General features: G+C 60.5%; 16 protein-coding genes. 5 read left to right on the top strand and 11 right to left on the bottom strand.

The window, feature by feature from the left end; all coding sequences use genetic code 11:
- Positions 1–10: 10 nt before the first annotated feature.
- The 5 genes from ACIPIZ_RS14400 to ACIPIZ_RS14380 are packed head-to-tail and all read right to left on the bottom strand — an operon-like array spanning position 11 to position 10183.
- Positions 11–2002 carry a vWA domain-containing protein gene (locus tag ACIPIZ_RS14400; protein WP_401165805.1) on the bottom strand — a complete coding sequence of 664 codons (1992 nt, stop codon included), beginning with the start codon at positions 2000–2002 and terminating at the stop codon, positions 11–13.
- The gene (locus ACIPIZ_RS14395) at positions 2002–3021 is read right to left on the bottom strand and encodes a hypothetical protein (protein ID WP_253481360.1); all 1020 of its coding nucleotides are present in this window, start codon (positions 3019–3021) and stop codon (positions 2002–2004) included. Before ACIPIZ_RS14395 ends, ACIPIZ_RS14400 begins: the two co-directional genes overlap by 1 nt.
- Positions 3022–3024: 3 nt before the next feature.
- Positions 3025–5739 carry a putative virulence factor gene (locus ACIPIZ_RS14390; protein ID WP_401165803.1) on the bottom strand — a complete coding sequence of 905 codons (2715 nt, stop codon included), beginning with the start codon at positions 5737–5739 and terminating at the stop codon, positions 3025–3027.
- Entirely contained in the window at positions 5736–8795 is a 3060-nt protein-coding gene (locus tag ACIPIZ_RS14385; RefSeq protein WP_105704658.1) for a virulence factor SrfB, read from the bottom strand. The genes ACIPIZ_RS14390 and ACIPIZ_RS14385 overlap by 4 nt, the downstream gene beginning before the upstream one ends.
- A gap of 17 nt (positions 8796–8812) precedes the next feature.
- Entirely contained in the window at positions 8813–10183 is a 1371-nt protein-coding gene (locus tag ACIPIZ_RS14380; RefSeq protein ID WP_064389531.1) for an SrfA family protein, read from the bottom strand.
- A 267-nt stretch (positions 10184–10450) separates the two neighbouring features.
- On the opposite strand from ACIPIZ_RS14380, the gene ACIPIZ_RS14375 reads away from it, so the two are divergent.
- Entirely contained in the window at positions 10451–11665 is a 1215-nt protein-coding gene (locus ACIPIZ_RS14375) for an aldose 1-epimerase family protein (RefSeq protein ID WP_401165801.1), read from the top strand.
- Here the strand turns inward: ACIPIZ_RS14375 and ACIPIZ_RS14370 are convergent.
- Both ACIPIZ_RS14370 and ACIPIZ_RS14365 read right to left on the bottom strand, forming a co-directional pair.
- Positions 11662–13155 carry a YifB family Mg chelatase-like AAA ATPase gene (locus ACIPIZ_RS14370; RefSeq protein WP_401165799.1) on the bottom strand — a complete coding sequence of 498 codons (1494 nt, stop codon included), beginning with the start codon at positions 13153–13155 and terminating at the stop codon, positions 11662–11664. The two genes, ACIPIZ_RS14375 and ACIPIZ_RS14370, sit on opposite strands and share 4 nt — an antisense overlap.
- Positions 13156–14118: 963 nt before the next feature.
- On the bottom strand, positions 14119–14379 hold the full coding sequence (locus ACIPIZ_RS14365; RefSeq protein WP_401165798.1) for an accessory factor UbiK family protein: 261 nt from the start codon (positions 14377–14379) through the stop codon (positions 14119–14121).
- 413 nt (positions 14380–14792) lie between these two features.
- On the opposite strand from ACIPIZ_RS14365, the gene glnK reads away from it, so the two are divergent.
- The 4 genes from glnK to sutA all read left to right on the top strand — a co-directional run bounded on the left by glnK (position 14793) and on the right by sutA (position 17578).
- A complete protein-coding gene (gene glnK / locus ACIPIZ_RS14360) occupies positions 14793–15131 on the top strand; it encodes a P-II family nitrogen regulator (protein WP_401165796.1) in 339 nt (112 codons plus the stop codon).
- A 38-nt stretch (positions 15132–15169) separates the two neighbouring features.
- Complete coding sequence (locus ACIPIZ_RS14355) at positions 15170–16507, top strand: ammonium transporter (RefSeq protein WP_038359173.1); 1338 nt, start codon at positions 15170–15172, stop codon at positions 16505–16507.
- Between the two features lie 216 nt (positions 16508–16723).
- Positions 16724–17149 (top strand): secondary thiamine-phosphate synthase enzyme YjbQ, encoded by a 426-nt coding sequence (locus ACIPIZ_RS14350; RefSeq protein WP_064389526.1) that lies wholly within the window; start codon positions 16724–16726, stop codon positions 17147–17149.
- A gap of 102 nt (positions 17150–17251) precedes the next feature.
- Positions 17252–17578 carry a transcriptional regulator SutA gene (gene sutA, locus ACIPIZ_RS14345; RefSeq protein WP_007920420.1) on the top strand — a complete coding sequence of 109 codons (327 nt, stop codon included), beginning with the start codon at positions 17252–17254 and terminating at the stop codon, positions 17576–17578.
- Between the two features lie 190 nt (positions 17579–17768).
- Here sutA and ACIPIZ_RS14340 read toward each other — a convergent pair whose 3' ends face one another.
- From ACIPIZ_RS14340 to dapF, 4 genes are read right to left on the bottom strand one after another with little or no spacing between them, the layout of a single operon-like run.
- The gene (locus ACIPIZ_RS14340) at positions 17769–18479 is read right to left on the bottom strand and encodes an HAD family hydrolase (protein WP_401165794.1); all 711 of its coding nucleotides are present in this window, start codon (positions 18477–18479) and stop codon (positions 17769–17771) included.
- Positions 18476–19375, bottom strand: coding sequence for a tyrosine recombinase XerC (xerC, locus tag ACIPIZ_RS14335; RefSeq protein ID WP_007950060.1), 900 nt, complete (start codon positions 19373–19375; stop codon positions 18476–18478). Before xerC ends, ACIPIZ_RS14340 begins: the two co-directional genes overlap by 4 nt.
- 2 nt (positions 19376–19377) lie before the next feature.
- Positions 19378–20103 carry a DUF484 family protein gene (locus ACIPIZ_RS14330; protein WP_064389523.1) on the bottom strand — a complete coding sequence of 242 codons (726 nt, stop codon included), beginning with the start codon at positions 20101–20103 and terminating at the stop codon, positions 19378–19380.
- Between the two features lie 13 nt (positions 20104–20116).
- Positions 20117–20947, bottom strand: coding sequence for a diaminopimelate epimerase (gene dapF / locus ACIPIZ_RS14325; RefSeq protein ID WP_064389522.1), 831 nt, complete (start codon positions 20945–20947; stop codon positions 20117–20119).
- Between the last annotated feature and the right edge of the window lie 2 nt (positions 20948–20949).

Genomic DNA, 20949 nt, shown 5'->3' with positions numbered 1-20949 from the left:
CAGCGTCTCGTCAGGGCATCATTTCCAGAGGCACGGGATAAACGTTATCCCGCGCATCGCTGTCCTTGGCCAATGCCACCCAACGGTCGACGTCAGCGTTGTAGCGCTGGTAGTGGCGCAGTTTGGTGTTGAGCGTGCGGATGAATTTCTCTTGCGCCAGACCGTCCCAGCTCTTCCAGGTCTCTTCGTCGAGGTTCAACACTTCGCTCTGGTACGGCAGGTCTTCGAGGTACTCGCCGAGCACACCCATGTCCGCCAGTTTGGCATTGCCATTCTGTTTGAGCTGATTGGGGTCGGCGCCCATGGTCGCGGCGACCGAGCGCAGGCGATCGAACATTTCCGTCGGCGAAATCAGGCCTTCGTTGGCCGCGTCGAGGATCTGCTTCATCACATCGCTCAAGTCGCTGAGCTGGGATTTGGTCAGTAGCACGCGCACGTCGGTGGTCGGGATGTTCTGCTTGATCAGGTCGCGGTCGGTGATCCACGCCTTGAATACCGGCGGGGCCTTGCTGTTGGTCTTCTCGCCCAGATACGCCAGTTGCATGGCGTGGCCGATCAGGGCCGCATCGTCGAGCATCTTCTTCTCGGCCGGATCCTGCTTGGCGTTCGCCGCGCTGCCGATGGCATCTTCGCCCATGTAGGCGGCTTTTACCTGCGAGGTGATGGCGGCGGCGAGGGTGTCGACCTTGCGCCCGAACTCCTGAATGTCGCCAGCGTTCACCGGGTAGTAAAGCGAGGTGTTGGTGCCCGGGTACGTCGACAGGTTCTGGTACTGCGCTTCGGCTTTGGCGTGGTCTTTGATCCCCGCCGGCGTTTTCAGGTGCAGGGTGTAAATCGCCACGCCCGGATTGGTGGCTTCGAGGCGGACCTGGGCAGCGCTCAAACCGGTTTTCGACAGTTTGTCATCGCCTTCGATGGCGCCGGCATCGGTGATCAGTACCACGTAACGCGCGCCGAACTGGCTCCAGTCGACCTTATCGATACTGTGCATCACACCGGCGTAGGCATCTTCGTCGAAACTGCTGCTGGAAACCTTGGCCTGCTTGAGGTCGGCGACCTTGGCGAGGAAGTCCGCGCTGTCCTTCACCTTGGTCGGGTCGGCGTACATCTTCGTGGTGTATTCCAGGCCCGGCACCGCATCGGTGCTGGAGCGGAAAGCAACGAGGCCGAACTTCACTTGTTTGCCGAGGTTCTGCGATTCGATCTGCTGATAGACCTTGCGGATCGCCTCACGGGTGCGGTCGATGTACGGGTCCATGGAAATCGTCGAGTCGATGACAAACACCACCGCCGCACTGAATTCCTTCAGTTGGCTGGTGGCCTTGTCTTCGGCTTCCTTGCCGCCGGACGCGCCGCCAGCAGCGACACCTTTGGTGTCTTTTGCCTCGGCTTTGCTGACCGATGCGACATTGAGCAGGCGCGTGCGGAAACCCGCTTCGGTCATGACTTCTTCGCCGCTGAGCACCGGCAGCAGGTAGAACTGCTTTTGCAGGTCGACGAAGTATTCAGGTTCTTCGGCCAGCACGCCGGGGGCCTGCTGGCCTTTCTTCAGCGTGGCCCGCAGTGGGGCGACTTTGCTCACCGGATCCGGCGCATCAAGGATACCTTCGACCGTGGCGCGTTCTTTGAAAAACAGCAGTCGGTCGCGGTTGGCCGGGTTGGTGAAGGCCAGGGTGAGCTGCATTTTCCAGTCAGTGGTGCAACTGGCGGGCAGCCAGCCGATGGTTTTGCCGTAACTGTCGGGGCCGACTTTCAGCCACTCGGCGTTGCTCGCCTGGGCGCGCTCGTAGACGTAGAAACGGCTGAACACCGGTTGCTCGTTGCCGGCCGCACCGCCCGCCGTCGGGCTGATCTTGCAGCCCGGGGTGGTGAGCACACGCTGGAACAGGGTTTTTTTGCCGGCCTGAATCAACGGTTTGTCATCGGCCTGGGCCAGCGAGCCGATGCACAGTGCGAGCAGCGCGGCACCGCTGAGCAGGAAACGATTGATGGAGGTGCGCATCACTTCTGCAACTCCTCGAAACGCTGCTTGGCTTCGGCATTATTCGGATCTTGCGTCAGGATCGTTTCGTACCAGTAAGCAGCGGTGGCGTTGTCCGCTGTAGGGAAGCAATCGCTGGCTTTGAGGTACTTCGGATCGTATTCATGGGCATAGGCGTTGGCGATCAGAGCGTCACCGGCCTGGGCGCGGTTGGCGTACAGACGCTGGGCGACACCGCAGTGTTTGCCAGCCTTGGCCTGGTTGATGATCTCCAGCAGCTTGGCGCTGTCGGGCGCGGCCTTGATGCAGGTCTGGACGAACGTCAGCTCGGGCAGGCTGTTCATGCTTTCCAGGGTGCAGGCCGCGGCATCGGCACTCGCCGGCGGCGTCGTGGCGACCGCCGGAGCGGCAGGTTCCGGGGCACGTTTCATCAGCCAGAAACCGACGGCTGCGGCGATCAGCAGCAACAGCACGATGAGCAGACCGATCAAACCTTTGTTGCTCTTCTTTACCGGTGCTGGCGGCGGGGTGTAGAGAGGCTCAGGGGTAATCGGCTCAGGTTCGACTGGCGCCTCGAGGTCAGGCAGTACCAGCTCAGGCAGCTCGGGAATCTCCGGCTCCGGAGCTTTCGGCGTGCTCAGCTGTGCAGCGCCGTAAGTCGAGCGAGTTTCCCCGCCGGCCGTGGAAGGCAGCAGCCCGACGCCCGGACGGACGACACCGACGTCGGTATGCCCCGGCCCCTGCTCGCGCAGTTCGATGCGAAATTGCGAATTGGCGCCGCCTTCCAGCAACGGGTCGACGACTTCCGGGCCAACCTGGGCCTCCAGCGCTTCACCACTGGCGGTGACGTCGAAACGCGATACCTGAAACCAGAACGGGTTGTTGCTCCAGACTTGTCCTTCCTGAAGATAGAAACTGTCCTGGTTACGCTGAATGGAAAACTCCAGCTGTTGCTCGGCGCCTGTCCATTTTTTTACGGTCAGGCAGGCACGGCCAGGGACATTGGGCTCTAACGCGAGCAGGTCGACACGAATTGGCATTGCTTATCTCGCTGCGAAAGCGGTGAGCACTTGGCCCAGCCGTTCGTTCTGTTCAGGGGTGATTTCGCGACCGGCACCATGGCCGGCGTTGTCCAGCGTGATGTAGGCCAGGCCCGAGAGCCAGTCGCCGAGAAACAGCTGCGCCTGATTCGACGGCTGTGCCGGCAGCACCGGAACCTGTCCCGGGCCGATGTCGGTATAGAACGAAAACAGCGGCGCCTTGGCACCGGCCCGACTGTTCGGGCGCTCGCTCACAGGTTTCTGGATGTAGCCAAACCAGGAAACGAAATCGCGCAGCACGCGCTGCACTTCCAGTACCTGGCGCTCGACCAGTTGATCGCGTCGCGCGCCGCTTTGCGCGCGTTTGAGTACGGCGCGGCTGAGTTGGCCCGGCAAATCATGGCGGTAGCCGGCGGTGATCAATTCATCGACCACGGCCTCGAGCAGCGCTTTTTCCAGACCCAGCAGGTTGAGCAGACTTTGCCGGGTGGTGAGTTCGCGCAAATGGGCGATCCAGGCTTTGAACGCCGCTTTGGCAAAGCGGTGTTCATTGCTTTGCAGTTCCGGCGCGGCGCTGCTGGTTTTGCTGCTAACGGGCGCACTGTCCTGCCCGAGGTCGCCGCCGAAGTCGAAATCGAAACCGGCGTCGTTGCCGTACAGGCTCTGGCTCGGCGGGGTGCTGACCGGCTCATCGCTGGCGGTCGGCTCTTCGTCAGTTTCGTAGACGCCGCTGAGGTACAGGTCGCGCACTTCTTCGCTGCTCATATCGAGCTGATCGATCAACTCGCCGAGCACCGCTGGACGTCGACCCAGACCGGACAGAATCATCTGCGCCTGGGCTTTCTTGGCCGCCGCCGCGCCGTCGCCATCGGCGTGATACCAAGTGCTAAGGCCATGAGTGGTCAGGCCTTCAAGGCATTGGTCGAGCTGCTCACGGATGCGTTGCAGCTTGAATTCAATATTGGCCACTTTGGTGAAACTGTTGCTGAAATAACTGATACCACCGTCATCATCTTTGAGCATTTCCGTCCAGGCTTCGGCCGGATTGGCGACGTGTTTGCACACCAGCGCGTTGCTGGCGAAGCTGCTGCCCAGCGCTTCGACGCGGCTTTGATAATTGCTATTGAGGCCGGTTTCGGCGCCACTGGCGTCCTGCACGATAAACGCCGCGTCCATCCGCGGTTTGCGCACCAGGAAGGTGTTCTGGAACGGCGTGCCGGCCCAGTCGTTCATCCAGTTGAGGCTGCCGAAGCGCTCGAGCATGGTCAGTTTGACCATGCCGTTCCAGCTCTCGTCGTATTGATCGGCGGTCAGGCTCAGCGAGTTGGTCACCCGCAGGTCGAGCATGGTCAGCGCCCAGATCAGTCCGGTCGCGCGTTTGCTGCGCTCGGCAGCATCGGCGCCCTGGGTCTTTTCGATCCAGCGCGTCAGCACCGGGCCGACGTCGTTGACGTCACTCTGCTTGGTCGAGCCGGTGCAGACCACCAGCGCGTTCATTTCCTGATTGTCGGTGTAGCGTTCGAACAGGTAGGCAACCTTGCCGCGCAGAATCAGCTGCGAAACCGAGTTGTCCTTGGTCGCCGATTCCGGGTCGCTGGAGTCGGCAATCTCGTGAAGTTTCTTGCGTCCGCGATAACCGGGGAAGTCGAGCAGGTCGACTTGATTGACGATGTCGTCCGCCGGCGGCTCGATCAAGCCGAAGGTCATCTCGGCGGTTAACGCCGCCAGCTGCGCGACCGGAATGCCCTGACTGTTTTGCAGGCGTCCGCCGACTTGTGGGCGCACGTCGACCGGCAAATCCGCCGGGCTGCCGAAGCGCTCGAGAATGTCGACGTTCATGATGCTGTCGCGCTGGCTGTAGGTGTCGTTCTCGAACGTCACCAAGGCTTTCAGCGGCGCGAACACGGTCTCGGGCAGGCCGAGCTTGTGCAGCGCGCCGGACAGTTGTTGATACACGCGGGTCAGCTCGCGTTGCTCGCCCCAGAGAATGGCGAACAGCTCGGCACGCTCCTGATAATTCAGGCGTGGCGCCAGTTGCAGGGCTTTCGGCCAGTACAGGTGTTCGAGTTTTTTCACCGAATTGCGGAAGTTGTCCCGCAGGTAATCCCACAGCGATACCAGATCGTCGGCGTTGACGCCCGGTTGCAGCGGCCCGTTTTCGCGGCCTTCGAAAGGTTTCAGTATGCGCTGGATGCGTTCTTCGTCGATCTCGTAGGAAATCCGCTCAAGGTCGAAGTCCTTGAACCAGGAGTTGGCGAGAATCTTCGCCAGCTCGATTTCCTTGAACAGCGTCAGCTCCACCGGGAACTGAGGGTCCTGGCTCGGTGTGGCGCGACGACTGAAGCGCGTCACCAGACCGGTCGCTTCCTTGCCGCCACCGACCGGGTTGATGTGGCGGATGAAGTCCAGGCGCTGGCCACCGTAGTCGGTTTCCAGTTTGCCGTTCTGACCCGCCGCCAACGCTGAAATCAGGTAGGACTTGCCGGCCTGGGACAAACCGAAAAAGCCGATGGTCATCGGCGTGCAGGCCACGCGACCGAGGCTGTGGGCCAGGTTGCGGGCGCGATGCAGGCGGATGTTCAGGTTGTCGGCTTCGCTGTCCAGACGTGGCGCGTTGCCGCGCGTCTGGTCAATCCAGTCCAGTGCCTGACCGGCACCTTCGTAAACCGCAGCCCATTGGGCAGAGAGCTGGCGTTGCTCGGGGGTCAGGTCGTTCATTTGCGTTTCACACTTCCACTGTCGAGCCAGTACTTGGTCTCGCTCAGGCCGGCGTCGAGCATGGTGTTGAGTTCCAGCTCGAGGTCGCTGCGCGGGTTGAAGCTGACGTTGCTACTGTTGGATTCGATGGCCCGCACCGAGAGGCGGTCGCTGACCAGATCCTGTTTTTTCGTGTATTGGTCGGCGCTCTTCACCTCGAAGCGCACCTTGAGCAGCGGCGCGCTACCGTTTTCACCGATCGCACGGGAGAACTTCTCTCGCCCCGTCTTGGTGAAACGCAAGGTGTACAACGGCGAGGCCGACCAGCGATCAGCCGCCAATTGGCGGAAGCCCAGACGCAGATCGCCACGCATTTCCAGCTGTGGCGTGTCGGCGTCATCGCCCGCGCCGATTTCCGGCAACTTGATCTTGTAGTCTTCTGACTGGATGTCGCGGTACAGCACGTCGGCATCCTTGATCACATTGTTCAGGTCGATCACGCCAATGTGCTTGACCGTCGAGTACGGTTTCAGCGCCGAAGAGCGGAAGTAGAAGTTCGGCACGCTGTGGTTGGCGCACAGCAGGCAGAGCATGGCGCCGACCGATGCGGTACTTTTCGGGTCGTCGATGCGGCCGTTCTTGTGGAACGGGTACCAGCCGCCGGTGCGGTAATTCTGCAGGGCCAGAATGCGCCCCGGAGGCAGCGGCAAGACCTTGCGGATAAACGCCTGAATGCCCGGCAGGCGCGATGGCCGGCCCGTCAGCAGCAAGACGTCGCACGGGTACTGGGCGACCACTTCACACAGTGCACCGAGGATCTTGGTGATGTTGATCTGATCGTTGAGGAACGCGGCGTGCAGCTTTTGCAGATCGAAGCTGATCTGCGCTTCGTACAGATCGAAATTGCTCTGCCCGCCAACATCGCGGCGCACGGCGGCATTCACGTATTCGAGCACGGTCTGGCTGATCGCATGATCGCCGAGCAACTGCCGATAGCTCTGCGGCGTGACTTCCTGCGGGACTTGCGGATCGTAGTGTTCGTAGGCCTTGAGCAACGCCAGGCCGAGGGGCGAGAACACTTGCAGGTTCAGTTGCTGGCGCAGGATCACGTCCTGCGCGCTGACCGATTCGTCGCCACACAGCCGTGACATCAACGAGTCCGGCGCTTTCACCCCGGCGTTCTGCAGGGCTTTTTCGAAGCTCGGCAGAATGAAGTCCTGAATCACGTCGAGCAGAATGTCGTCACCGGCCACTTTGAAACCGTCGCGAAAACGCTGCTCGGGCACGATGTGCACGTTGCTGCCGCTGCCGGTATTGCCGGCGCGGTCGAGGCGGTAATCGGTGATGACCAGGTCGGTGGTGCCGCCGCCGATATCGATGGTCGCCAGCGTGATGCGCTCGCGGTCGGTCTTGTCAGGCCGGGCGATGGTGTCGAAGAACTCCTCCGGGTGACCAGCGAAGTTCTCGTTGACCTCGGTGTACAGGTAGACCAACTGGCCGCAGGACGCTTCGTCCCATTCGACGCGAATGCTCGGGATCGGCGTGCGCGGGCTGACGCCTTCTTTTTCGTGTGGATCCTCTTCGCCGGCGTGCCAGCCGAGGCTTTTCCACACCAGGCCGATGGCCTGCAACATCCGCTCGTTGAGAATGCTGCGCTCGGCTTGGGGCATCCCCGGTGGCACGGTCAGGGTGATGCTGTTGAGCTGACGCGGCGAGCGAGTGTGGCCCTGACGCGAGCGCTGGGCCGGGCTGTTGATTTGCGACAGCGCCTGCGCCAGCACTTCGGCGAGCATGAAGGTCATCAGCGAACTGCGCGAATAACGCGGCATGAACACCGGCAAACGGTCATCTTCGTCGAGGCTGTAAAGCGCTTCGCCGGTTTCGTTGATCAGGTGTGAAAACGGCGCGGCAGTGGCGTAGGGCTCGTTGTCGGTCTTGACGTACGAGCAGTTGAAACGCCAGCCCGGCGCGTAAGCCTTTTCGTCCCACAGATAACGTTTCGGACTCGACAGGCCCGTCGAGCCTTCGGTGCCGCGGCGGCGGCTGGCCAGACGTCCGGCCTCGTTACCGACGCGGGCGATCGTCGCCCACTGGAATGCGTCGTGCCGACCACTTTTGACCGAGCAATGGTCCTTGCCGAAGTTCGCCTGGGCGAATTCGACACGGCTTTCGAACGGCTGGTTGTAGGTGTGTTCCGGGGTGATCAGGTCGCGCAGTTCCAGCACGTAGTTGTGCTTGAGCCCAGAGCCGGCCTGACCGTGGTTTTCGATGAGGATGCCGCAGGTGCGCGAGTTGCCGACGTCGAGTACCAGATCGACCAGGATCGGCTGACCGTTGCTGTCGTTGGCGACCACTTTGAGCTCTGGAATATCGACTTTCGGCCGCGCCGTCGACTGCATCGCGGTTGACGGCTTGCCCAGCAGGCTCAGCACGTTGAGGTAATGCGCCAGGTGATGGTTGGCGCGAATGTCGATGTCGAGTTCTTCACGCGAGCGATGGCTGTTGCCCTCGTTGAACAGCTCGAGCAACCATTCGTTGACCCACGGCTGAGCGAGGAACCAGCGGGTCTCACTGGCCTTGGTCGCCAGTTTGAAAGACACGCCGGAGCTGATGTCTTCTTCGTTTGGCGCAAGGTAGGCGGTGCCGTCACGCTTGGGCATCACGCGGCTGTCGAAGGCCATGGTCAGGCGATGGGTATTGCCGTCGATGTCGGGCGAGTCGAGTTTGACCAGGCGCATGCGCGACCAGTTGCTCGGACCTTCGTCAAAGCGGTGCGGCGGCATGAAGCGGAAAAACGGGATCGGCAGCCAGACGCCGTTGAGCAGGTCGAGGCTGCTTTTCATGTCGAGGCTGAACGCCGGTTTGGCCTTCTCGATCTTTTCCGGTTCGGGCTCGTAGAAGTAGAAGTCTTTCTCTTCGTTGTACATCAACCGGCACACCAGCCCGCTGATCATCTGAGCGAACTCGCCCGCCGGTTCCTTGCGAGGGTCCAGGCGCAGGGCGAAATCCATGAACTGGATGCCGGTGTCGCTGACGAGCGTGACGGTGTCTTCGAACTGGGTGACTTCAGGCAACATTTCGCGTTATTCCGTGCTTATTCGCCCATCTGCCGCATGGACATGGGGAATTGATCTTTGCCATAACCGCCAGTGCAATCGGCGACCGTAGTCGCTCCCTTGCGGCAGTTGACCTTGGGCATGTCGTAGGTGCTGCCATCGCCGCAAACGGCCTGGCCCTGACTGTCGATGGCGAGGCTGCCGCCCTTCATGGAGGCGGCGACCGGGCCGCTGCATTTCGAGCCATCGGCCTGATGCACCGTCACTTCGCCCTTGCCGTCCTTGAACTGGTATTCCAGGCGCAGCGGTTTGCCGGTGCGGCGGTCTTGAATGCCAGCGCCGGCGCGGTATTGGCCATCGAGGAAATTGGCGGCGCCGTCAGCGGCGTCGGGCGGAATGCTCAGGGCCGGGCCTGCTTTGGCTGCGGCGGCTTTGTCAGCCTCTGCCTGTGTTGGGGCAGGTGGCGCAGTCGGGTTTTGCGCAGCATTGGCAGGCGTTTCGGCCGCCGGATCCTGGCTCACGCCTGCGTTCTCTGCGGCTGGTTCGTTGCCGTCGAGCGCCGGGACTTCTGCCCCTTGTGTGCCCTCTGTACCGAGCACGGCTGCGCCGGTGTCGATGCTCGCGGCAGTGCCGTTCACCGGGACGCCATTGAGCGTGGTCGCGGTGCCGACGGGCAGTGGTTCAACCTGTCTTTCTACGGGCACGACGCCCTCGGGCAGCAAGTCGACGGCCACCAGTGGAATCGGCACGCAGCCACGCAAACCGAGCAACAGCCACAACAGCAGCAACAGTAACGGCAGCAGCAACAGCCACCACCACCAGCGTCGCCACCATGGGCGCGTCACGACCGGAACCACCGGCGTGATCGGGGCCGCTACCGGCGCTGGCGTTTCGGGAGGCAAGGTGAAAACTGGCGGAACCTGATAGAGGCAGTGCAGCGGATCACGGTTGCGATCGGCGCCGGCGTGCTCGAAACCCCAGAAGGTCAGCACGGGTTTGCCTTGCACCAGATAAACGAAGTTTTCGTCGGGGAAATGGATGACGCGCTTGAGCAACTTGCCGAACACGGCTTTGTCGCCTTGCTGCGGCTCGTCCGAGTCAGTGCCGAGGAAACGCTGGCTCAATTCTTCGAGGGCAGTTTTCAAGGCTTCAAGTTGGCGACGGGCAGGCGCGCGCTCTTCTTCGGTCGCGCTGCTCCACGGGATCACATCACCGTCGAGGCCGCTGTACCAGTCGATCTGGTTGCCGAGTTCATCGCTCTGAGGAATGGCCAGGTGATCGACCAGGTCGGGATTCTTGCGGCGAATTGCTTCGCGCAACTGCAGCGCCGCCCGGTAAACCGGTTGGCCTGTTTCGCCCAAGGCAGTGAATGAACCGCTCTTACCGCTGCGTAGTAGTGCCCCGCGCATCCATACTCCATATGTTCCGTTGCGCAATGACAGGCGGAACTGCCTGTGCCTTGCTCCTGCATTTAGCTGGCGACCTTAATGTCATTATGATGTCGCCGTCAATCAGCCGATAGGCCAAAACCGAACGAGGCTAGCTGAAGAATGCCAACCTCGCTCGGGATTATTTTACCAGTGACGGAAGGGCGGCATGGATAAGGGTTTTTTACGCTTGCTGAAACGATTCATCAGCGCTATAAAAAACCTACAAATCCAATAAAAGGCACGCTCATGACTTCGCTCAAACTCGCTGTTGCCCTCGCTACGATGGCGGCGGCTTCCCAGGCCATGGCTTGGGATTACGTCCTGCTCGACACCGACAAGCCCGCGCAAAACTGGTCCATTACCAGCGAGCAACTGGGCGTCAAAACCGACAAAGCCTTCTCCGTGACCCTGCGCACCCTGCACGGCGGTCGACAGGAGGGTGTGAGCATTGTCGACATCGATAACGGCACGATGAAGCTCTCGGTGGTGCCGACCCGCGGCATGAATGTCTTGCAGGCCACGGTCGGCGCTGTGCGCATGGGCTGGGATTCGCCGGTCAAGGACGTGGTCAATCCGGCCTTTATCGAGCTCAATGGCCGTGGCGGTCTGGGTTGGCTGGAAGGCTTCAACGAGCTGGTGACCCGCTGTGGTTACGAATGGGTCGGCCATCCGGGCATGGACAACGGTGAGCTGCTGACCCTGCACGGTCGCGCCGCGAACATCCCGGCCAGCAAGGTCACCCTGCACATCGACGAAAAACCGCCGTACGCCATCAGCCTGCGTGGCGAGCTGAAAGAGCAGGCGTTCAAGAAGGTCGATTTCTCTGTAGTGACCGAACTGGTCACGGTGCCGGGCAGCACAGCGTTCGCGCTGAACGATTCGCTGACCAACAATGGCGACTATCCGAAGGAATATCAGGCGCTGTATCACAGTAACTTCAGTACGCCGTTTCTTGAGCAAGGCGCCCGGTTTGCGGCACCGGTCAAACAGGTCTCGCCATTTAACGACAAGGCCAAGGCCGAATTGGCCGACTGGCAGACGTATCGCGGGCCAACCAAGGATTACGACGAGACGGTTTACAACGTCGTGCCCTACGCGGATGCCAAGGGTCAGACCCTCACCGTTTTGCATAACAAGGCGGGTAGCCTGGGTGTTTCTGTTGGCTTCAATACTCAACAGCTGCCGGTGTTTTCCTTGTGGAAAAACACCGATACCCAAGGGCAGGGCTACGTCACGGGTCTTGAACCAGGGACCAGTTTTTCCTACAACCGTCGTTATCAGCGGCCGTTGAGTTTGGTGCCGACCATCGCACCCAAAGAACACAAACAGTTCCAGATCAGCTACAGCCTGCTCGCGGACAAAGGTGCTGTGGATAATGCCTTGAAGCGTGTGACCGAAATTCAGGCCGGACGCGACACCGAAGTGCGGCAGACGCCGCTGGTTGATCTGACCGAGCATTAAGGTGTCGCTGGCCGGTATTGCAGCGCTTCGGCCAAGTGTTCGCGTTTGATTGCATCGACTTGCTCAAGGTCTGCCAGTGTCCGGGCGACCTTGAGCAGGCGATGGGCCGAGCGTAGGGATAGCGTTAAACGCTCACAGGCCGACTCCAACCAGGCTTCGTCGACTGTGGATAACTTGCAGTACTGCTTCAAACCCGGCAGATCGAGAAACGCATTGGCACAGCCTTGGCGCTTTTGCTGGCGCTCCCGCGCCTCGGCCACCAATGCGGCAGCGCTGGCGCTGTCCTCGCCGGGCTTAATCGCTGGGTTCAATGCCGTTGCCTCCCGCGCCACCGTCAGATGCAAATCAATCCGGTCCAGTAACGGTCCAGACAGCTTGTTGCGATAGCGCTGCACCATGTCCGGTGTGCACGAGCATTTGCCGCTCGGCTCGCCCAGATATCCACAGGGGCAGGGGTTCATCGCTGCGACCAGTTGAAAGCGCGCGGGAAAACGCACGCGATCCTTGGCCCGGGCGATCACGATGAATCCCGACTCCAAAGGCTCCCTTAAAACCTCCAGAACCTTGCGATCAAACTCCGGCAATTCATCGAGAAACAGCACACCATGGTGGGCGAGGGTGATTTCGCCGGGTTGTGGTTTCGAGCTGCCACCAACGAGTGCCGGCCCTGATGCCGAGTGGTGCGGTTGACGGAAGGGGCGCTGCGGCCAATGGGTCAGCGGGGCGCCACTGGCGACTGACTGAATCGCCGCCACCTCCAGTGCTTCACTCTCGGCCAGCGGCGGCAACAGCCCCGGCAGGCGACTCGCCAACAATGTCTTACCCGTCCCCGGCGGCCCGCTGAACAACAAGTTATGGGCACCCGCAGCAGCAATCAGCAACGCTCGTTTGGCCGCCACTTGCCCTTGCACTTCATTCAAGTCGGGATAAGGCTTGCTGGCGTGCATCAATCCATCGGATACATAGGGCTCAACCGGCGTATGCCCATTGAAATGCGCCACCGCCTCGAGCAGATGATCCACCGCAAACACCTTCAACCCCGAAGCCAGGCAGGCCTCCTCGGCATTCGCTCGCGGCACCACCAGCGCCCGCCCCGCCTTGCGCGCCGCCAATGCTGCCGGTAGCACCCCGCGCACCGGCCGCACTGCTCCGGACAATGCCAATTCGCCGAGGCACTCCACATCATCGAGAGTCAGCGTCGGCACTTGCACACTCGCCGACAGAATCCCCAAGGCAATCGCCAGATCAAACCGCCCGCCATCCTTGGGCAGATCCGCCGGCGCCAGATTCAAAGTGATCCGCCGCGCCGGAAACTGCAGCCCGGAATTGATGATCGCGCTGCGCACCCGATCCTTGCTCTCCTTCACCGCTGCCTCGGGCAGGCCGACCATGGTCAGCGACGGCAGACCGTTGGCCAGATGGACTTCGACGGTGACAGCGGGGGCTTCCACGCCAATCTGGGCGCGACTGTGGACGATGGAGAGGGACATGGTCGTTCCTTGAGCTGAATCGGGGAGCCGCTTCCTGCGGGTTTTTGAAGGGTAGTCTGGGGAGAGGGCGTTGGTCGGACAGTTTTAAGGGCAAACTTTCACTGGATGTTGCCGGAGGCGGACATTTGAGCTGGCTAGCTCATGGTCGGCGTAGGCACTCCGCAAATAGTTCGGTGCTTTCACATGGATGCTTCGCAGTGGCTTCCATGAGGTAAACGTGGATTAAGGGTCATACCCCATAAAAATCGAGACGAAAAAAAACCGCCTTGAGAAAGCGGTTTTTTATATGCAGGCTTCGGTGAGGCCAAGGCCTGCGCATCCTTAGCGGACACACTCGTGTTGCCCGAGATTATGCATATTTGACCGGTGGCGCAAGCATCATTGAAATTTCAGCCAATCAATCGATTAAAAGATTCGAGGACCGACATCGGTTTGCCGGCACATGATAACGACTTGATACAGCTTGTTTAAATGCCACGGCCGGACAGCGAATACCATTCGCCGTGACGATGCCCACTCATCGAGTGTTCGCAAAGTGTGGCCGGGAGCGAAAAAATTTCATGTTCCTCGACACGGTTTGAGACCCGTGCCGGTGCTGATCTTGGGGAGCCCACACCCGGCCGCCTTGGCGGACACACTCGTGTGTAGTCCCGAAGGTGTTCGTACGCCGGAAAGTGCATCGGAGGTTTGGCCCCACGCAAGGAGGGCCAAAGTATGTCTAAGTTTCTTAAACATATGTGGCGCCTCGTCAGTATCGCGTTATGGGCTTTTCGCCTGTACGAGATTCTGCGAGACCGTTGGAATAATTCGTTGTAAGGATTGATCTGACGGAAACCGCTCCTGCCTCGGCAGGAGCGGTTTTATTGGCCTTTCGACATACATACTTCGAATGTTTGCCAAGAACGGGAAGGTCGTGCCGACCTTCAATCGCTAGCAGGCTAGCTCCCACAGGGAATTGCGGGGTTATTCGGCTGGCGGCGTCAGCTTCGCTTCCAGCTCGGCAACCTTCGCCTCAAGGCTCTCCAGCCGTGCCCGAGTGCGCGCCAACACAACCATCTGGCTATCAAACTCTTCACGGCTGACCAGGTCGAGTTTGCTGAAGGCGCTTTGCAGCAGCATCTTGAACTGGCTTTCGATTTCGGCTTTCGGCAGCGGGGTGTCGCCGTTGAACAGGCGGGAGGCGGTGCCGCTCAGGGCGTCGAGGAAGTCTTTGGGCGCGAGCATGGTGGATGTCCTGGAAACAATGGCCGGCAGTGTATCACGCAGTGTCTATAGTCAATCCCGTGGTCAGGGATGCACGCTTTTCGCGCAGGCGGACGGACGGCGACGCACCGTTGTTGTGCGTATCCGCTGGGCCTTTCGCACGGGATGGCTTGCAGCAGCGGCCAAGGGCTTGAAATCAGGGGATTTTGGCGAGATGGCAAGGTTTCTGCTTAGTCACCTTCGACCCATGCACTGATGCAGTCGCTGTGACGAATGCAGTGCGGCAGACGAAGCGGGGAGTTTCGTCGGCAGCGGTTAGCTGGCGTCAGTCGGGCAGGTACGGCCGACGATGCGTTACAAAGCCAGGCACTGCGCTTAGACTTGAGTCGGGTTTGTTTTCCTGGGGCAAGTCCACCAATTCGGGAGAGAGTTTCATGAAGCTAGTCACTGCCATCATCAAGCCGTTCAAGTTGGACGACGTGCGCGAGTCGCTGTCCGAAATCGGCGTGCAGGGCATTACCGTTACTGAAGTCAAAGTCTTCGGCCGGCAGAAGGGTCACACCGATCTGTATCGCGGCGCGGAATATGTGGTCGATTTTCTGCCCAAGGTGAAAATCGACGTGGCCATCGACGACAAGGATCTGGATCGGGTTATCGAGGCGATAACCAAAGCGGCCAACACCGGCAAGATCGGTGACGGCAAGATCTTCGTGGTCAATCTGGAACAGGCGATTCGCATCCGTACCGGCGAAACCGATACCGACGCGATTTAAACGCCGCCACAAACCCCAACGCCCCAGGAGAAAACAATATGACTCTGCGTAAATTCGCAGGGCTAGGAGCCCTGTTGTCTATCGTAATGCCAAGCCTTGCTATGGCGGCAGACGAAGTGGCGGCCCCGGTCCTCAATTCCGGCGACACGGCCTGGATGCTCACCTCGACGGCACTCGTGCTGTTCATGACCATCCCCGGCCTGGCGCTGTTCTACGGCGGCATGGTTCGCTCGAAAAACATTCTTTCCGTGATGATGCAGTGCTTCGCCATTACCGGTCTGATCAGCATCCTGTGGGTCATTTATGGCTACAGCATTGCGTTCGACACCACCGGCATGGAGCAGGGCGTTGTCAATTTCAACTCGTTCTTCGGCGGCATGGGCAAGGCGTTCCTCGCCGGTGTCACGCCTTCGAGCCTGACCGGTCCTGCGGCGTTGTTCCCTGAGGCGGTGTTCATCACCTTCCAGATGACCTTCGCGATCATCACCCCGGCGCTGATCGTCGGTGCGTTCGCCGAGCGGATGAAGTTCTCCGCGATGCTGATCTTCATGGCTATCTGGTTCACCCTGGTTTATGCACCGATCGCGCACATGGTCTGGTCCGGCAACGGCGGCCTGATGTGGGACTGGGGCGTACTCGACTTCGCGGGCGGCACCGTGGTGCACATCAACGCCGGTGTGGCCGGCCTGATTGCCTGCCTGGTGTTGGGCAAGCGTAAAGGCTTCCCGACCACCCCGATGGCTCCGCACAATCTCGGTTACACCCTGATGGGCGCAGCGATGCTGTGGGTCGGCTGGTTCGGCTTCAACGCCGGTTCCGCTGCGGCGGCCAACGGCACCGCCGGCATGGCGATGCTGGTCACTCAAATCGCTACCGCTGCGGCCGCGCTGGGCTGGATGTTTGCCGAGTGGGTCACCCACGGCAAGCCAAGCGCACTGGGTATCGCCTCGGGTGTGGTTGCCGGTCTGGTCGCGATCACTCCGGCTGCCGGCACCGTGGGCCCGATGGGCGCACTGGTGATCGGTCTGGCCGCAGGTGTGGTGTGCTTCTTCTGCGCCACCACCCTGAAACGCAAACTCGGTTATGACGATTCCCTGGACGCGTTCGGCGTGCACGGTATCGGCGGTATCCTCGGTGCGATTCTGACCGGTGTGTTTGCAGCTCCCGCTCTGGGTGGCTTCGGCACCGTTACCGATATCGGTGCGCAAGTGTGGATTCAGGTCAAAGGCGTGGGCTTCACGGTGATCTACACCGCGATCGTCACCTTCATCATCCTCAAAGTCCTGGACGCCGTGATGGGTCTGCGTGTGACCGAGGAAGAAGAGTCGGTCGGTCTCGATCTGGCACAACACAACGAACGCGGCTACAACCTGTAAGTACGCGCATCAAAAAAACTTGCCCGGTTCGCCGGGCATTTTTTTGTCTGGAATTTGTCATTGAGAGAGAAGCTGAAAGGATTTTTCGTACGCCTTTAGTCGTGTTTACGACGGCGGTTTTTCACCGGCCAATGGCTTACATCATTGAGCGAATATTAGGGCCTTTGTTTTTTCCCAGAGCGCGCTAGAATGCGCCCCGAACGTGCGGAGAACTGTATGTGGCAACAGACTCTGATAACCCTGCGGGCACGGCCCCGGGGCTTTCATCTGGTAACGGACGAGTTACTCGCGGGGCTGCCTGAACTCAGGGAGTGCCGGGTCGGTCTGTTGCATTTGTGGCTGCAGCATACCTCGGCGTCGTTGACCATCAACGAGAACGCCGATCCGGCGGTCCGTCGCGACTTCGAACGATTTTTCAATCGTCTGATCCCACAAGGAACAGACGGCTATGAGCATAACGACGAAGGCCTGGACGACCTCCCGGCGCACTTCAAGGCCAGCGTGCTTGGTTGCCAGGTCAGTCTGCCGGTTTCGGCAGGCCGTCTGGCACTGGGGACCTGGCAAGGCGTTTATCTGGGCGAGCACCGTGATCATGGCGGTGCTCGAAAAGTCCTCGCCACCTTGCACGGTGATGGGGCGTAAACCGTTGGTCATCAATGGTTACTGATTTTTTAACGGCGACTTTCGACAGTTGCCAAAGCTGGTCTATAACTAATCTGCTTTTCGCAAGTCATGAGGTAGAACATGAGCGACGATGATCTGGAAAACGACGACCTCGAAGTAGGCGACGAAGACGAGGCCGAGGAAGGCCTGGAAGCGGCAGCGGAAGACGTTGCCGATGACGATGGCGGCGACGATACGCCGGCCCCGGCTGCCAAAGGCAAAGCCAAGGCTGCGGTGTCGGTAGACGAGTTGCCGAGCATTGAAGCCAAGAACAAGGAGCGCGACGCCCTGGCCAAGGCCATGGAAGAGTTCCTGTCTCGCGGCGGCAAGGTTCAGGAAGTGGAGGCCAATGTGGTCGCCGATCCTCCGAAGAAGCCGGACAACAAGTACGGTAGCCGCCCTATCTGAGGCGTGCCGCTTGCTTGCTGAAAAAGCCCGCCGTCGCTGCGGGCTTTTTCATGCCTGGATAAACATTTGAAGACGAGGCAGACCCTGTGGGAGCTGGCTTGCCAGCGATGGCGGCCTGTCAGACAACATTGATGTTGAATGTGCTGGCCTCATCGCTGGCAAGCCAGCTCCCACAGGGGATGAGGTGAATTTAGGGGCAGTGCTGGGCATTCCAGCGCGCGAGTACGGCTGGCAAGTCAGTCAGGCTACGGATTTCAGCATCCGGCAAGCGCTCCGCTTCCCAGACCTTGCCCGCCGGGTTAAACCAGATCGCCCGCAACCCCGCCTGCTGCGCCCCGGCAATGTCATCACCCGGATGATCGCCGATATGCACAGCGGTTTCGGCTGTAGCGCCCCCGCGCTGCAAGGCCTCGTGGAACAACCGCGCATCCGGCTTGGCGATGCCGATATCTTCCGCACACAGCGCAAACTTGAAGTAATCCGCCAGGCCCAATCGCCGCACATCGGCATTGCCATTGGTGACTACGCCAAGCGCGTAATCATTGGCGAGAATTTCCAGCACCGGCTCCACTTCAGGGAACACTTCGATCTGATGCCGGGCATGCAGAAACACTTCAAAACCCTTGTCTGCCAGGTCGGTGGCTTCGTCATGGGCGTACCCAGCGTCTTCCATCGCATGAAACAACACCCGCCGACGTAGAGCGCTGATCCGATGTTTCAGCCCCGGCTCATTGGCCAGCACTTGCTCACGAATCGCCCACAAATGCTCCACCGGCACCGCGCCAAGATTCGGCGCATGTTCGCTCAGCCATTCGCGCAATACCGCTTCGGCGCTGACGATCACTGGCGCGGTGTCCCAGAGGGTGTCGTCGAGGTCGAAGGTGATCAACTGGATACTCATGAATCGTCGCCTTTCATGCGTTTGGCCCGTGGATGGGCGCTGTCGTAGACCGCCGCCAGGTGCTGGAAGTCCAGGTGGGTGTAGATCTGCGTGGTCTTGATGTCAGAGTGGCCAAGCAATTCCTGCACAGCGCGCAGGTCCTGCGAAGACTCCAGCAAGTGGCTGGCGAAGGAGTGCCGCAGCATGTGCGGGTGCAGGTTTTGCCCCAGTTCACGCTCACCGGCCAGTTTGACCCGCACCTGAATCGCTCGTGGACCGAGGCGTCGACCTTGCTGGCTGACGAATACAGCGTCGTCCGCCGGATTGGTCATGGCCCGCAATGGCAGCCATTGTTCGAGCGCTTCGCGGGCCTTTTTGCCCACCGGTAGCAGTCGGGTCTTGCTGCCTTTGCCGAGTACTTGAACCATGCCATCGGCCAGATCAAGTTGATCAAGATTAAGCCCGGTCAGTTCGGAGAGGCGCAGACCGGAGGAGTAGAACAATTCCAGAATCGCCTGATCGCGCCGTGCGAGAAAATCATCTTCGACCGCACCTTCAAGCAACTGCAGCGCACGGTCGGTATCGAGGGTTTTCGGCAGGCGGCGCTCGCCTTTCGGCGGCGCCAGACCGGTCGCCGGATCATGGTCGCAAAGTCCTTCGCGATTCAGATAGTGATAGAGCCCGCGCACCGCCGAAAGCAATCGGGCGAGACTGCGCGAAGACTGGCCCTGCGCATGCAAACGGGCGATCAGGCTGCGCAGGCGCTGGATATCCAGTGCCGCCCAACTGCCGATGTTCTGTTTTACGCACCAGCCGAGGACTTTATCGAGGTCGCGGCGGTAGGCCGACAGTGTGTGCGGCGACACCTGCCGCTCACTGCGCAGATGTTCGCAGTAAGCGTCCAGTTGTCGTTCCATGTTCAGCGTACCGAGCGCAGGGAGCTGTTGACCCGTGGCAGCACGCGGCCCATGACTTCGGCGATGTAGCTCAAGAACAGCGTGCCGACCGAACTCTTGTAGTGCTGCGGATCACGGCTGGCGATTGCCAGAATGCCATGGATGCCCTGATGGCTGACCGCAACGACGGCAGTGGAACCGATCTGCTTGCGCTGTTCTTCGCCGAAGAGGAAATCCAGCTCGTGCTCGCGCAGGGTGCCGCTGACGCTTTTGCCTTCGGTGAGCAGGCCGCCGATAGCGACTTGGGCGTCGGCGTGGGTCACCCAACGACCGACCGGCGCCGGGTTGTCACCGAGCAGGATCAGGCTGACAAAAGGCACCTGAAAGTCCTGGCGCAGACTGTCTTCGACGCTGATCACCACGTCTTCGAGGCTGCTGGCATCCATCAAGGAAAGAATGAGGCGACGGGTCTTGTCGAACAGGCGATCGTTGTCGCGGGCGACGTCCATCAACTGCGAGAGGCGATGACGCATCTCGATGTTGCGGTCACGCAGGATGGTCATCTGCCGCTCGACCAGCGAAACGGTATCGCCACGCTGGTGCGGAATGCGCAGTGCAGGCAGCAGTTCTTCGTGCTCGACGAAGAAGTCCGGATGCGCCTCGAGGTATGCGGCAACCGCTGCCGCCTCCAGGCTCTCGGACGCTGATTCGTCGGACTGTCGGGCGGGTACCTGAGGCTTATCGGTCATGGTTTCTGCTCACTCAAAGACGTACTTGTCCTTCGTATACACGCACTGCCGGACCGGTCATCAGCACCGGTTGGCCAGGGCCTGCCCATTCAATGGACAGACGCCCGCCGGGCAGGTCGATCAATAGTGGCGAATCCATCCACCCCTGGCTGATCGCAGCGACAGCCGCTGCACACGCGCCGGTGCCGCAGGCCTGGGTTTCCCCGGCGCCACGTTCCCAGACGCGCAGTTGCGCGCGGTTGCGGTCGATGACCTGGAGAAAACCGACATTCACTCGCGCCGGGAAGCGCGGATGGTGTTCGATTTTCGGCCCCAGTTCATGCACCGGTGCGCTGTTGATGTCCTGCACGCGCAGCACTGCGTGAGGGTTGCCCATCGACACGGCGGCCAGTTCGACCGTGGTGCCGTCGACTTCCAGCTGATAGCTGATGGCTTGCGCTGGCGCGTCGAACGGAATATCCGCGGGCACCAGACGCGGGGCGCCCATGTTCACGCCGATCTGGCCGTCGTTACGCACGTCCAGTTCGATGATGCCGCCCTTGGTCTCGACGCGGATCTGCCGTTTCGCGGTCAGACGCTTGTCGAGCACGAAGCGCGCAAAGCAGCGCGCGCCGTTGCCGCACTGCTCAACTTCCGAGCCGTCGGAGTTGAAAATCCGGTAACGGAAATCCACGTCCGGGTTGCTCGGCGCCTCGACGATCAGCAGCTGGTCGAAACCGATACCGGTGTGCCGATCGCCCCATTGCTTGGCGTGCTTTGGCTGAATATGCGCGTGCTGGCTGACCAGGTCGAGAACCATGAAGTCATTGCCCAAGCCGTGCATTTTAGTAAAACGCAGCAGCATGG

This window comes from Pseudomonas sp. NPDC087690 (assembly GCF_044743175.1).
GTDB lineage: Bacteria > Pseudomonadota > Gammaproteobacteria > Pseudomonadales > Pseudomonadaceae > Aquipseudomonas.
This window is presented reverse-complemented; position numbering and strand designations above follow the sequence as displayed.